At 68.9% G+C, this 14,274-nt stretch carries 9 protein-coding genes; 2 read left to right on the forward strand and 7 right to left on the reverse strand.

Going from position 1 to position 14,274, the window contains the following annotated elements:
• Positions 1-60 precede the first annotated feature (60 nt).
• The 3 genes from ACFVWR_RS10575 to ACFVWR_RS10585 all read right to left on the reverse strand — a co-directional run bounded on the left by ACFVWR_RS10575 (position 61) and on the right by ACFVWR_RS10585 (position 4,513).
• A complete protein-coding gene (locus ACFVWR_RS10575; protein ID WP_387211054.1) occupies positions 61-2,571 on the reverse strand; it encodes a lysozyme in 2,511 nt (836 codons plus the stop codon).
• 122 nt (positions 2,572-2,693) lie between these two features.
• Positions 2,694-3,035 carry a YciI family protein gene (locus tag ACFVWR_RS10580; protein ID WP_387211057.1) on the reverse strand — a complete coding sequence of 114 codons (342 nt, stop codon included), beginning with the start codon at positions 3,033-3,035 and terminating at the stop codon, positions 2,694-2,696.
• Positions 3,032-4,513, reverse strand: coding sequence for an FAD-dependent monooxygenase (locus ACFVWR_RS10585; protein WP_387211060.1), 1,482 nt, complete (start codon positions 4,511-4,513; stop codon positions 3,032-3,034). Before ACFVWR_RS10585 ends, ACFVWR_RS10580 begins: the two co-directional genes overlap by 4 nt.
• A 294-nt stretch (positions 4,514-4,807) precedes the next feature.
• On the opposite strand from ACFVWR_RS10585, the gene ACFVWR_RS10590 reads away from it, so the two are divergent.
• Together ACFVWR_RS10590 and ACFVWR_RS10595 are read left to right on the forward strand one after the other, a co-directional pair.
• Entirely contained in the window at positions 4,808-7,540 is a 2,733-nt protein-coding gene (locus ACFVWR_RS10590) for a hypothetical protein (RefSeq protein WP_387211063.1), read from the forward strand.
• Between the two features lie 16 nt (positions 7,541-7,556).
• Positions 7,557-9,164, forward strand: coding sequence for a hypothetical protein (locus ACFVWR_RS10595; RefSeq protein WP_387211066.1), 1,608 nt, complete (start codon positions 7,557-7,559; stop codon positions 9,162-9,164).
• 49 nt (positions 9,165-9,213) lie between these two features.
• Here ACFVWR_RS10595 and ACFVWR_RS10600 read toward each other — a convergent pair whose 3' ends face one another.
• The 4 genes from ACFVWR_RS10600 to ACFVWR_RS10615 are packed head-to-tail and all read right to left on the reverse strand — an operon-like array spanning position 9,214 to position 14,274.
• Entirely contained in the window at positions 9,214-10,578 is a 1,365-nt protein-coding gene (locus ACFVWR_RS10600) for an NAD-dependent succinate-semialdehyde dehydrogenase (RefSeq protein WP_387211069.1), read from the reverse strand.
• A gap of 32 nt (positions 10,579-10,610) precedes the next feature.
• Positions 10,611-11,651, reverse strand: coding sequence for a C-terminal binding protein (locus tag ACFVWR_RS10605; protein WP_387211072.1), 1,041 nt, complete (start codon positions 11,649-11,651; stop codon positions 10,611-10,613).
• Positions 11,648-12,637, reverse strand: a complete 990-nt coding sequence (speB, locus tag ACFVWR_RS10610) for an agmatinase (RefSeq protein ID WP_387211075.1) — start codon at positions 12,635-12,637, stop codon at positions 11,648-11,650. The genes ACFVWR_RS10605 and speB overlap by 4 nt, the downstream gene beginning before the upstream one ends.
• Complete coding sequence (locus ACFVWR_RS10615) at positions 12,634-14,274, reverse strand: thiamine pyrophosphate-binding protein (protein ID WP_387211078.1); 1,641 nt, start codon at positions 14,272-14,274, stop codon at positions 12,634-12,636. The genes speB and ACFVWR_RS10615 overlap by 4 nt, the downstream gene beginning before the upstream one ends.

Consider the following 14,274-nt stretch of genomic DNA (forward strand, 5'->3'; position numbering starts at 1 on the left):
GACCGCGAGAGGAGACTCTCGCGGTCGCTGTGCGTTAAGGGATGTGCCCGAGCACCGGCTCTAGGCCGCCGGCCCCGTCTTCATCGTGGCTGCGAGGGCCGCCACGACGTTCAGGTACGGCTTGCCGGCCGATAGCTGTTCGAAGCGTGCCATCGAGTTGATCGGGTGTTTCTGCCCGCCGCTCAGGTAGTAGATCGAGCCGTCGGGCGTGCGGATGAACGCGGTCGCGTCGATGCCCTTCTTCACCAGCCCGCAGGTGAAGCTGTCGAGCTGCACGTAGGTGAACGGATACTGGGCGAGCAGCGAGGAGCTCACCGCGTGGATGCTCCCGCCCGCGCTCACATACTTCTGCGTTCCGCAGATCACGCCGAACCCGAGCAGCGTCGTCGACGTCGGGTAGCCCGCCAGCCGGTCGTCGGTGGTGTACGTGAACTGGGTGAAGCCGGCCTCGTTCGGCGGCCCGAAGGTGGAGAACGGGATCTTGTTGGTGACGCCGTTCACCAGGTAGACCGTCGCATTGGACGCGTTGCGCACCAGCGTTCCCGAGTTCAGCGCGACCGGCCCCTTGGGAAGGGTGGCGATCAGCGCCTGCGGAACCACGGTGATGGTCGGCGTCTTGCCGCCGGCCAGCGCGACGAGCGAATCCCACGAGCTGATCGGCCGGATGTTGCTCGGCATCACCAGATAGACGGTACCGCTCGCCGTCGACATCACCGCAGAGCCGACCTGCACGGCGGGCTTCGATGCCCACCCGCTCAGCATGGCCGAAGGTACGGTCACCGGCTTGAACGAGGCGCCGCCCACACCGGATGCCCAGGTGTGCAATCCGTCGGAGGCCGCGACCTGCACGGTCGACGTGCCGGATGCCTGGAACGAACCTGTGAAGGGCGTGCCCGTCGGCAACTGCGCGATGCTCTCCGGTTGCAGGGTGCCGACCGCCTTGGCCGCGAGGCCGATGGTGGTCGCGGCGTTGTCGTCGAAGGTCGAGACCTTGCCGCCCGTGATGAGAATCCCGGCCGAGGTGCCGGTGCGCTTCGCGTACACGTTGTCTCGCACGACCGGCTTACCGGCCGAGAGATGCACGAGTGCGGATGCGGAGAGCGTGTTGAACGACCCGGTGAGGCCGGCCTGCTGCTGGGAGGTCGCATCCAGGATCTCGTGACGCTGACCGCCTTGCACGTAATAGAGCGGACCACCGCGCGAGTTCAGGAAGGGCGTCATGGCAGGCCCCGTGACGAACCGGGCGGCCTGCGGACTCGACAGCTGCACGTATCCGCTCGCGTCGCACGAGCCGCCGTAGTCGGTGACGAGGCCGCAGGAGTTGAACGGCAGTTTGATGCCCGAGTCGAAGAACGAGATGGTTCCCTCGGGCGAGCGGATGATGCGGCCCACCACCTGCTGTGTCGAGAAACTGTTGAGATAGCTCTGGCTCACATACGCGACCTGGCCGAGCGGCGCGAGGGCGGCCAGCGTGGTGCCGTTCGTGATCGGATACTTGTTCGACCCCGAGATCAGATACACGGTCGCGTTGGCCACGGTGCGCGCCAGACTCGTTCCCAGACCGTAGGTCTGGAGGTCGCTGAGGCTGCCGTTGAACACATCCTGGTCACCCGGGAAGACGCCGGAGCTGGAGAACTGCCACAGCGTGTATGCCGACCATCCGGCGGGAAGCGTTCCGGCTCCGTCGGCGATGTTGTTGGGGTAGCGCGCGATGAACAGCGGGTGGCTGGCGAACGCCGAGGAGTTTCCGGTGCACTGGATCCACCAGTTGGTCGTCGAGTAGATCGCCGGCAACTTACCGGTGCGGGCCTGGATGGTGTTGGAGAAGTCCTGGATCCAGGAGACCATCGCGCCCTGGCTCATCCCGTAACAGGTGGCGCCGTACGGGTTGTATTCGATGTCGAGCAGCGGAGGCATCGTGCGCCCGTCGGCCGTGCCCTGCCCGCCGTGGTTCAGGAACCAGTTGGCCTGAGCTGCTCCGCTCGACGTGTTCGGCGTCGCGAAATGGTAGGCGCCGTGCAGCAGGCCGGCGTTGAACGAGTCGTTGTACTGCTCCGAGAACTGGCTGCTCACGTAGTCGGTGGCCTCGGTGGCCTTCACATACGCGAACCGGCCTCCGTTGGCCCAGACGTTCGCCCACGTGCCGGCGTTCATCACCTGCCAGCCGCTGACGTCGAGCCCGGGCACTCCTGGCGGGCGCCCAGCGGCCTTCGTGCTCAGTGCGCCGGGCGGCGTCACGGCGCCCGGCTCATTCGCCGCGATCGTCGACCCCATGCTGTGGTTGCGTTCCTTGTTCATCTCGGCCAGCGGCGGGTCTTCGGTGAGGCCGGAGGTCGGGGATGCGGCGGGAGCCTGACTCGTGGGAGCCTGCGGACCGGGCGTGGGCGTCGCGGTCGGCGCAGCGGTCGGTGTCGACGTCGGAGTCGGAGTGGGAGTGGCGGTCGCGGCGGTACCGGCGCCGGAGACGGGAGGCGAGGTCTCCGCGGTCGCCGGAGCGGTCGCCGTCAGTGCGGCGGCGATCACGACGAGACCGCTCGCGCTGGCAACGGCCAGCCGGGTCAAGGAAGGCATGGACTAATCCCCTTTAGTAGCCGTTTGCTCAGCAGACTAATACGTCTACATGCATTACGGGGCGCCGAATCGCCCGCACGGCCACACCCGGCTCCGGGAAATCGGAGCCGGGCGGAGCAGGATCAGTGGATCGTGTCCTCAGCGAACTCGCGCAGCTCCTGCGCGCATCGGCACGCCGCCGCGACCTTCGCGGCCCACTCGATCGCCGCCTCGCGCGTGGGCACGTCGACGATCGTGATGCCTCCGTCGACGTCTATCGTCTGCGGATACGTGTCGTTCGTCACGGTGCGCTCGGCGGAGACGCGCACCGGGGCGACCTCCTCGGAGAGGCCGCCGGCGTACACGAGCACGCCGGCGGCCTTCGCCTCATCGACGACCGCGTGCGCTGCCTCGGCCACCGCGGCGAACTCGTCGTCGCTGACCTGCATCGCCGCGCTGGGGAACGAGATCATGTACTGGGTCATGCGAGGAGGCTACCCGTCTCGCGCTCGCCGAACCACCTCTCCAGGTGCAGCTCCAGGCCGGGCTGATCGTCCGCGCCACCCAGCCAGGCGACGTGCCCGTCCGGGCGCAGCAACACGGCAGGAGCGGCTAGGTGGACGGGCTCGTCTGCGCGGTGGTCCACGCGGTCGACCAATCGGTCCACCCGGTCTTCCCACCCGCCGACCGACAGCTCACCTGTGCCATCGAGCAGCACACCGCGGCCGGCGTGCACCTGCTCGTACAGCCGGCCCTGGGCGAGCGGAAGGTCGCGCATCTGTCGCCCCACCAGGTCTGTGCCGTCGCCGAAGTCGTACCGGATGCCGAGGCCGGTGACCTTCTCGGCCAGCAGCTGCCCGACGCCCCCCACCCCCATCAGCTCGGTCAGCAGGCGTCGCACCGCCTGGGGGCCGGGCTCCGCCGAGATCAGCACGCTTTGGGCGCGCGTGATGGTGAGCACGTCATCCGCCACCGGTCGGCGCTCGGTCTCATAGCTGTCGAGCAGGGCCGGCGGCGCCCATCCGTCGACCTCCGCAGCGAGCTTCCAGCCCAGATTGAACGCGTCTTGGATGCCGAGGTTCAGCCCCTGCCCGCCGAGCGGCGGGTGCACGTGGGCGGCGTCGCCGGCGAGCAGCACACGACCCACTCGATAGCGCTCGGCCAGCCGTGTGGCGTCGGTGAACCGGGACAGCGCCTGCGGCGAGTGGGCGCCGAAGTCCGTCCCGGCGTGAGCGCGGAGCTGGGCGCGGAACTCGTCGAGCGTCGGCGCCACCGTGCGGTCTTCGGACACGTCGGCGGCCGGCACGACGGCGCGGAACAGCCCGTCCGCCGTCGGGCCGATGCCGAAGCCGCGCTGCGTCTTGCGAACCTCCTCGCTGATCCGGGCGATCTCCTCGGCGGGGGCAGTCACCGACATCTCACCGAGCAGCCATTCGGTCGTCGCGGCCTCCCCGGCGAACGCGACACCCAGCATCCGTCGCACCCGGCTTCGTCCACCGTCGCAGCCGACCAGCCAGCGCGAGCGCAGCCGCGTGCCGTCCGCGAGCTCGACGGTGACGCCGGTCGTGTCCTGCTCGAACCCCGCCAGCTCGCTGCCACGCCGCACCTGCGCTCCGAGTTCGACGGCTCGCTCGGCGAGCAGCCGGTCGGTCTGCGGCTGCGGGATGCCGAGCAGATACCCGTGCGCCGTGTCGAGGTGCACCGGATGCGGGCTCGGGATGCCGGCGAAACTGCCCGCTCCGCCCGGGTACTGCGTTCCCAGCGCGAGAAAGCGGTCGAGGATGCCGCGCTGGTCGAGGATCTCGATGCTGCGAGGCTGCAGACCGAGCGACCGCACGAGGCGGCTCGGCTCCGCATCCCGTTCCAGCACGAGCACGGAGACCCCGTGCAGCCGCAGCTCGGCCGCCAGCATCATCCCGGTCGGGCCGCCCCCGCTGATGATCACGTCGAATTCGTCGGACACCGTTCGCACACTCACCTTCCGACCGGGTGCGTCTGCGCGCGGCTGCGCGCAGGTTTACGGTCGCGACCAGCCATTCTGGCCGATGACTCCGGCCTTGCGGCAAGCCCCGGCCCGGGCGGTATCCTGGAAATGCGCACCGGCCCGGGCACGTGAGAGCGAGAGCTCGTCCCGCTCGGCCAGTCCGGTCCGCTCTGTACGCTGCGCCCCAGGCGCAGTAGCCTCGACGCAAGCGTCAAGCCGGCAGGCGGTCGACTGCGCGAATCGAGCGCAGCTCCCGACCGATCAGAGGTCGTTATGCCGAACACTGTGACGTTTCTCGGACTCACCGTCGCCGAAGGCGTGCCTCCCGCGGACGAGCTGTGGCTGTGGTCGTACAGGATCGAGTCGGGCGGCGCACCCGGCAGCTCCGTCGCGCTGGTCTTTCCGGCCGGCGCACCCATCCGCGACCCCGCCTCGACTCCCGGGCTGCCCGCGGTGGCAGGGGTCACCCTGCAGAAGGATGTGTCGGGTGCCCGGCAGTACGTCGCCAAGAAGATCGTCTCCAACGCCCCCGTCATCGTCAGCTTTCTCAGCGACGCGTCGGGCGCGCCCGCCGAGGTGCTGCTCGCGATCGCACCGGATGCCGCCGCCTGGTCGGCCGCGGTGTTCTCCTCCGGCGCAGAGGGGCAGGCGCTCAGCCACCTGCTGCCTGCTCCGGCACCGGTGAAGGCGAAACCGGCGCCGTCCTCTCCGACTGATTTCACGGGAACGCTGCCGTACGCATCCGAGATCTTCGGGGTCTATCAGCCGCTGGCCGGCTGGCTGGGCAAACGGTCTGTCGCTCCCCTGCTGCCCGCGAACCAAGACCCTGCCTCGACGCCTCTGCGGCAGGACGTGGTGCGCACGAGAAGTCATTCCGACAGCCTGCTCACCCGCTTCGTCGGCGAGAACGCCCGGCTGGTGCTCGATCCGGCCATCAAAGGCCTGATCGGACAGGTCGGGGATGCGAACCTGGCGGTGCTGTCGCCCGTCGGCCTGGTGTCGCTGTACCGCGAGTACTTCTTCGAGTTCGACAACTTTCTCGGGGCGCCCTCCGGTCATCTCTGGATCAGCCCCGGCGGCACGGTCGAGGTGATGGAGGTGAGCACGCGTCGCACCCTAGTGCAGCGCACCACCGAGCAGAGCGAGAGCGTCACGCAGAAGAGCGAGGAGACGCTCACCACCCAGGACGACGTGGCCGACGCCGTCAAGGAGGACAACGCCAACGACACCAAGCTCGGCGCGAGCGCGAGTGCCGGCGCCAAGTTCGCCGGCATCTATCAGGCCGACGCGAGCGCGAGCTTCAGCAACGACACGAGCACGAAGAAGAGCTCTGAGGTGACCCACAAGCACACGCGCACCCAGAGCGCGCGGGTCAGCAGCGAGATCCAGCGCAACTTCAAGACGACGTTCACGACGGTCTCCGAGTCGACGGATGTGACCAGCCGACGCTACGTCGTGCAGAACACCACGAACACACTCGTCAACTACGAACTCCGCCGCAAGATGCGCAAGGTCGGCGTGCAGGTTCAGCACATCGGAACCCGGCTGAGCTGGCAGGTCTTCCTCGACGCTCCCGGCCGCGATCTCGGCCTCGGCGATCTGGTGCACGTCGTGACGCCGCCCGATCTCGACGCCATCCGGAAGCCGGAGGCACCCACTCCCCTGCAGCCGAAGGAGGTGGAGTACTCGTCGTCGTTCGTGCTGAAGCGCTACGGCACAACGAAGAACGATCCGCATCAGGACGCCAACTACACCCGCAGCGCCGAGGCTCCCCCGGGCGGCATCACCGGGATGCACAGCGACGACAACGCCGACCACATCAACGGAGACCAGGACTACGTCGCTCCACCGCCCGCCGACGGGTACACCATCTCCGCCATCCGCGCCGTCTCCGCGCGCACCCAGGGCGGTGACGCGCAGTTCCTCGCGCACTACGACTGGCTGACCGGGTCGACCGGCGCGTTCACGCTCAAGGCCCAGTTCCTGAACTTCGGCGGCGGCCGGATCATCGACTTCACCGTCGCGATCACCTGGAAGCCGCCGTCGGTCGACCCCGCCCAGCTCGCCTACCAGCAGGAGCTCGTCGACTATCAGGCCCAGGTCGCGGATGCGGAACGGCGGGCGTACGTCACGGCGATCCGCGAACGGATGAACCTGGTGAGCTCCATGGAGCGGCGGCCGTCGGAAGACCTCCGCGAAGAGGAGCGGTACACGGTGTACGGGCGTCTGGTGCGTGACCTTCGACTGTTCGACGATCCGCATGTCGACTCCGAGCTGATCCGCCAGATCTTCGACGTCGACGAGATGCTGTACTTCGCGGCGCCCGACTATTGGCGGGCATCCCCGGTCACGGTTCCCGAGACGTCGGCCGCGTCGGAGGGCAAGTATCCGGTGCCGGACATGCCGTCGGCGGCCCCGGCCGACGCGCTCGACGGTTCGACCGTGGCGAGCTGGTATTCGCTGACCGACGACGACAACGCGGTCGATCCGTCCGGTGCCGCGCATCCGGAGTGGCGCAAGAACTACGCCGTCACCGAGGAGTCCTCGCCGGCACCGTTCGGCAGCTCGCTGGGCTGGCTGGTGCAGATCGACGCGGACGAGAGACGCAACGAGTTCCTCAACGCCGCGTGGGTCAAGGCGGTGCTGCCGATCCGGGTCGGGCACGAGCTCGAAGCACTCGACTGGCTCGAGCAGGCGGGCGTCGAAGGCGAGACCGGACTGGGCAAGCCGTATCCGGTACAACCGGGCGACCCGCCCGAATACGCGGGCAAGACCCTCAGCGAGGTGCTGCACCTGCTGGCCGCCGAGCTGCAGGCCTCCAACACCGACATCACCAACACTCTGGCCACCGAGAAGGTGTTCGAGACCGGATTCGACCCCCTGCAGACGGGATTCAAACCGGCCGAGCCCTACGAGGTCTTCGATCAGTGGACGGAGGTTCTGCCCACCGATCAGATCGTGGCGGTGCAGGTGGAGTACGACCCCAAGTCAGGGCGGCTGCTGTAGTGCGGGGGCGATCCCTGTGAAGATCACCGTCACTGTGGCCGACACGAACGGCACGCCCCAACCGGATGCCGCGATCTCGATCAACTGCGCAGTCAAGGGGCCGGGGCTCCAGGTGAACGAGCGGTCGTTCCCGCTGGCAGCCGGCGCCGTGCTGGAGGTGGACCTTGCGGCGACAGTGCTCTTCGTCTCCGTGAGGCCGCCGCTGCTGCGCACCGAGACGTTCACCGCATCCCTCGTCGGCGGAGCATGGCTGACCGACGATCCCGCGGTCACCGTGTCTGGTGCGACGGATGCGATCTCGCTCGCGGTCGTCATCGGCTCCGTCGACTTCGCCCCGATCGTCAAATCCGCCGGCCTCAAGGTCACGGACAACCCGCAGGCGCTGTACGTGCAGGATGCCGGCGGCGGCACCTGGATCTACCGCGGCGGGTGGCTCGGCACGGAGTCGATGCGCATCCTGAAGGAGCCGGTGTTCGGCGACCCGAACGGCGCCGGCTGGGCACGGCTCGCACACGACGACCCACCCCCGATCGATCTGTCCAAGCGCGGATCGTTCGTGTTCCTCGAACACGGCCCGGCCCGCAGCCCCGCCGAGCGGCTCCCCCGCTTTCTGCTGCTGGTCTGGGTGCCTCGCGAACCGCTCGGCGACATCCCCCGTGTGGTGATCTTCTACTCGCCGACCACGACGGCGCCCAGCTATCCCGCCGACAAGTATCCGTTTCTCGGCAACTATCCCTACGCCTTCCTGATGCGGAATGGCAAGCCGAAGCCGCCCAAACAGGCGGTCGACGGGGACGCGACGCTGCAACCGTATGCCGATCTCGCCACCAACTACCTCGACGTCGGCTACAAGATCGTCTACCAGATTCTCGCCGCCGGCCGGAATCCGATCGTGGTGATGCCCATCCAGGCGAGCGCGGACTGGGGGCCGTTCTCCAGCGTCAGCGGGATGGGCAGGGCGACGGCCGACATCGTCCGCTTCCTCTACGCGCGGCAGCTGGTGAACTCGCGCACCACGCCGTCAGCCAAGCTGTCGCTGTCGGGCGCCATGGCGACGACGTTTCCGCCCTCCGGACACGTCGTCCCCGACCACGTTCCGCGCAGGTTCGCGGTGACCGCATCCGGTTTCAGCGCGGGCATCAACGCGGTGGTCGCCCTGTGCTCATCGGCGGCGCTGGATGCGAAGAAGTATCCCGCCGCGGTCTTCGCCTCGAATCCCAGCGTCTTCGCCAGTGCCTGGACCGAGATCTGGGACATCGACGGTGTGGACAGTTCCGGATGGGCGCACCTGTCGTCCGCGTTCACGGGCTGGCGCAGAGGGTCGCGGGTTCTGCGCAGCTATCACTCCCAAGACACCTACAACTCAGCGAAGGGCAACACGCTGATCGATGCCGCGCTGATCGTGCGCAAGTCGGGCTCGGCGGGATTTGTCGAGGAGGGCACCAGCAAAGACGGGAACACGACCTGGGTGCACTTCTCGAACGGCTACATCCACGCGACGCCACTCGCGCCGGGAACCAAGGACCCGGACGCCGCGGTGCGCCCCAGCTACGGCTACTACGACGCGCACCACATGGTGCCGGCGCTCGCTTTCGGCCACGCCGCCCGGTTCGCCGCGCGCTGAGGCTCGGGCGAATCGGGCGGCGCGTGCGCCTGCTGCTGCTGCTGCTGCGTCAGCCGATGCGGATCAGCTTCTTGTTGACGAACTCGTCGGCGCCGAAACGGCCCAGTTCGCGCCCGGAGCCGGAGCGCTTGATACCGCCGAAGGGCAGTTCGGCCCCGTCGGCGAGCACCACATTCACGAACACCATGCCGGCCTCGATCTGGTCGGCCACGCGCAGGGCCTGGTCTTCGTCGGTGGTGTAGAGGTAGGAGCCCAGCCCGTAGGGCGTGTCGTTCGCGATACGCACGGCGTCGGCCTCGTCTGTCGCACGGAAGATCTGGGCCACCGGTCCGAAGAACTCCTCCTTCGAGGCGGGGTTCTCAGAGCTCACGTCGGTCAGCACCGTCGTCTCGAAGAACGCTCCCGTGCGGCCGCCGCCGCGCACCAGGGTGGCGCCGTTCTCGACAGCGCGCTTGACCTGGTCTTCGAGGTTCTCGGCCGCACGCAGCGACGAGAGCGGGCCGAGCTGCGAGTCTTCGGCCGTCGGGTCGGTCGCCTCGACCTCGGCCAGTTTCGCGGTGAACCGCTCCACGAACCCGTCGTAGAGGTCGTCGGCCACCACGAAACGCTTGGCGGCGTTGCACGACTGCCCGCTGTTGTCGAGGCGGGCGTCGACGGCGTTCTGCACGGCCGCATCCAGGTCGTCGGTGGAGAGCAGGATGAACGGGTCGGAGCCGCCGAGTTCGAGCACGACCTTCTTGAGGTAGCGACCGGCGAGCTCGCCGACCGCGGCGCCCGCCCGCTCGGAGCCGGTGAGCGAGACGCCCTGCACGCGCGGGTCGGCGATGACCTTCTCGATCTGCTCGTGCGAGGCGTAGATGTTCACGTATGCACCCTCGGGGAGGCCTGCGTCGAGGCAGATGCGCTCGATCGCAGCAGCCGACTCCGGGCACTGCTCCGCGTGCTTCAGCAGGATGGTGTTGCCGATGATGAGGTTCGGGCCGGCGAACCGGGCCACCTGGTAGTACGGGAAGTTCCACGGCATGATGCCCAGCAGCACACCCAGCGCCGAGCGCCGGATCAGCGCGGAGCCCTCACCGTCGAGCAGCGTGATGGGCTCGTCTTTGAGGAACTCGCTGGCGTGGTCGGCGTAGTACTCGTAGATCGCGGCGGCGAAGTCGACCTCGGCGAGCGCCTGCTCGATCGGCTTGCCCATCTCGCGCACGATGATCTCGGCCAACTCCTGTCGACGCTCGGCGTGCAGTTCGCCGATGCGGCGAACCAGGCCGGCGCGCTCCTCGACGCTGCTCGACCGGCGCCACTCGCGGTACGCGTGGTCGGCCGAGGAGATCGCTCGCTCGAGGCCGGCGTCGTCGAGTGTCTCGAACGTCTGCTCGGTCTCGCCCGTCGCGGGGTTGGTCACGGCGTAGTTCATTTCTTCCTCTTCTCCGATGAAAGGGCGTGCACTCAGAGACTATGCGCTTCAGCCGGGTGGCTGCCGGAGTTGTTCCGGGCGCTGGGGCTGTTGACCGCGGCCTCCGGTTTGCCGGTCGTGACCGCGGCCACCGCGTTCTGCGCCTGAACCCGAACGTACTCGATCTCGGTGCGCCGGGAGAAGTAGGCGATGTGCGGGGTCAGCACGACGTCGTCGCGGTCGGGCAGCGGATGCGCGGCCGGCGGCGGCTCTTCGTCGAGAACGTCGAGCGCGGCGCCGGAGAGGCACCCCGCATCCAGTGCCGCCACGAGTGCCGCGTTGTCGATGAGCCCACCGCGCGAGACGTTGACGAGGGTCGACCCGGCGGGCATGCGGGCCAGGAACTCCGCATCCACCATCGCGGTTGTCTCTGCAGTGAGCGGCAGGTGCAGGGAGAGGGCGTCAGAGCCGCTCCGCACGTCGTCGAGGCTCATCCGCTCGATGCCGAGCCTCTCGAGGTCTGATCGGACGCTCGCCGTGTCGGGCAGCATCGGGTCGTATCCCAGCACCCGGCCGAAGAGCGGGCCCGCCAGCCGGGCGAACTCGCGACCGATCTTGCCGAGCCCGATGATGCCGAGCGTCTGCTCGCTGAGCCGAGGCGGTGCCTTCGGTGCGCGCTCGTTCCACCGCTCTGGTGTGGCCGATGCCGTGTAGAAGGGGAGCTGCCGCATGCTCGCCAAAAGAAGGGCGAGGGCGTGCGTCGCCACCTCTTCCGTGGCGGCGCCCGGCACGTTCGTCACCCACACCCCGCGCTCAGTGGCCGCCTCGATGTCGACGTAGTCGAAGCCCATCGACATGAGCGCGATGACCTTGAGCCGCGGAAGGGCCTCGATCACTTCGCGGGTGATGGCGGCGTATCCGGGCAGCAGCGCATCCGCATCCCGAGCGCCCTCGATGATCGCCCGAGGGTCACGCGTGCCGAGCACGCGCACCTCGAACCCGTGCGACTCGAGCAACGCGATGCCCGGGGCGGGATCGGTGTCGTCGACGTCGGTGTACACCGCGAGCGGCCGCCGCACTGCGCCCTCGCTCATCCCCGGCCCGCCTGGTCTGGATGTGCGGTAGTGCCTTCACGCACGATCACCTGCGCCATCGCCGTCATCAGTTCGTAAGCGACATGGCTCGCGGCGATGCCGGTCAGCTGGGCGTGATCGTAGGCAGGGGCCACCTCGACGACGTCGGCACCGACGATGTTCAGATCGGTGAGCCCTCGCAGCAGCCGCAGCAGCTCGCGACTGGTGAGACCGCCCGCCTCCGGAGTGCCGGTGCCGGGGGCGTGCGCCGGGTCGAGCACGTCGATGTCGACCGAGATGTACAGCGGCTTGTCGCCGATGCGCTGACGGATGCGGTTCAGCGCGGCCGGGATGCCGTGCTCCTCGATGTACTCGCTCGAGACGATCGAGAACCCGAGGCGCTCGTCGTCTTCCAGGTCGTGCTTGCTGTACAGCGGACCGCGGGTGCCGACGTGCATCGACGCCGTGCGGTCGAGATAGCCCTCCTCCGACGCGCGCCGGAACGGGGTGCCGTGCGTGATGGGCTCGTCGAAGTAGGTGTCCCAGGTGTCGAGGTGGGCGTCGAAATGCAGTACCGCGACCGGGCCGTGCTTCTCACTGACCGCCTTGAGCAGCGGATACGCGATGGTGTGGTCGCCGCCGAGGGTGAGGATGCGCTGCACCCGGCCGCCGAGGTCGCTCGCGGCCTCCGCGATCTGCCGCACGGCCTCGTCGATGTGGAACGGGTTCACGGCGATGTCGCCCGCGTCGGCGACCTGCACGGCCTCCCATCCGGAGAAGTCCTGCGCCGGGTTGTAGGGGCGCAACAGCCGGCTGGAGGCCCGCACGTGCTCCGGCCCGAAGCGGGCGCCGGGTCTGAAGCTCACGCCGGTGTCGAAGGGGATGCCGACGACGGCCAGGTCGACCGACGGAACATCTTCGAGACGCGGCAGCCGGGCGAACGTGGAGAGGCCGGCGTAGCGGGGCGTCTTCGACGCGTCGGCGGGGCCGATCGGTGTGGTGCTCATCGTTCTTGCCTCTCTGCAGGGGGCGCCTGCTGTGTCGTGAAGCCGGACTGCGGCAGGTGGATGACGTGCAGACCTCCGGCCTCCCCGGCGGTGGCGACAGCCCGCGCCAGGTCGTCGCCGGACGCGACGCGATGCCCCGTGCCGCCGAACGCGTCGGCGACGGCGACCCAGTCGGGCTGCACCAGGTCGACGGCGATGGGCGCGATGCCCGCATCCGCCTCGTTCTGCTTGATCTCGGCGTAGCCGCCGTTGTCGACCACGATCACCGTCACGTCGAGCCGCTGCTCCACGACGGTGATGAACTCCTGGAGCGAGAACATCAGGGCGCCGTCGCCGACCACAGCGAACACGGGCCGATGCGGGGCCGCGAGCCGGGCGCCGATCGCCGCGGGCAGGCCGTAGCCGAGCGTGGCGTAGGTGGGCATGTACGGGGTCGAGTCGGGCGTGGCGACGCGCATCCGGTTCAGCAGCCCCCAGTAGGCGATCTGCGAGGAGTCGGTGGCCACGATCGCGTCGTCGGGCAGAGCCGCCACGATGACGTCGGCGAGTTCTGTGTTGACCGCGGACAGCTGCGTGCACTCGGCAGCGACCGCTTCGAGGGTCTCGGGCACCCGGGCGTCGACACGGGGCTCCTGCGCGCCCAGCGCATCCGTGATCGCCGCAAGGGCAGCGGGCGCATCGGCGACGATCCCGACCTCGGCCGGCTGGTTCTTGTGCAGCTGGGATTCCACCCGGTCGACCCGGATGACATGACCGCGGGCTTCGAGCTTGTCGACCCAGAGCTCGGCCTCGCCCAGCTTGGAGCCGACCACCAGCAGCACGTCGGCGTCGCGGGCGCGGTTTCTCGCGGCCGCCAGGCGCAGATTGGAGCCGAGCGACAACGGGTGGCGCTCGTCGAGCACGCCCTTCGCGTTCAGTGTCGTGACCACGGGCGCGCCCAAGCGCTCGGCGAGCGCGCGCAGCTCCGTTGTCGCAGCGCGGGATCCTCCGCCGGCCAGGATGACCGGGTCGGTCGCCGCGTCGAGCAGCCGCGCCGCCTCGGCGACAGCCACCGCGTCCGGCGCCGCGATCGCCGGAGACTCTCTGGCTGTCAGCGACTCGGCCGGCAGGTCGGTCTTCTCGTCGAGCAGATCGAGCGGAACCTCCAGGTAGACCGGCCGAGGCCGCCCGGTGGCGAACAGCTCGAACGCGTCGTGAACGGCCTGAACCGCCTCGTCGGCGGACTGGACGCGGCGCCCCCACTCGACGATCGCCGACGCCGCCGCCAGCTGATCCTTCGTCTCGTGCAACGTGCCGACGTCGGCGAACTCGTGCCCGCGCGCCGGCCCCGGCGACAGGATGATCATCGGCCGCGACTCGCAGTACGCGGTCGCAGCGGCCGAGAGCGCGTTCAGCAGGCCGGGGCCGCTCGTGGTGATCACGACGCCCGGTTTGCCGGTCTGCAGCGACCAGCCGTCGGCCGCGTAGCCCGCGCCCTGCTCGTGCCGTGTGGTGACCGGATGCACGCCGAGCGCGCTCAGCGGACGGTAGAACTCCAGATTGTGGGTGCCCGGGATGCCGAACACCGTGTCGATGCCGTAGTTGCGCAGAGTCTCGATGACGACCCAGCCTGTCGTGCGCTTCGCTTGCGTCGTCAT

The sequence above is a fragment of the Leifsonia sp. NPDC058292 genome (assembly GCF_042880955.1).
Classification (GTDB): domain Bacteria; phylum Actinomycetota; class Actinomycetes; order Actinomycetales; family Microbacteriaceae; genus Leifsonia.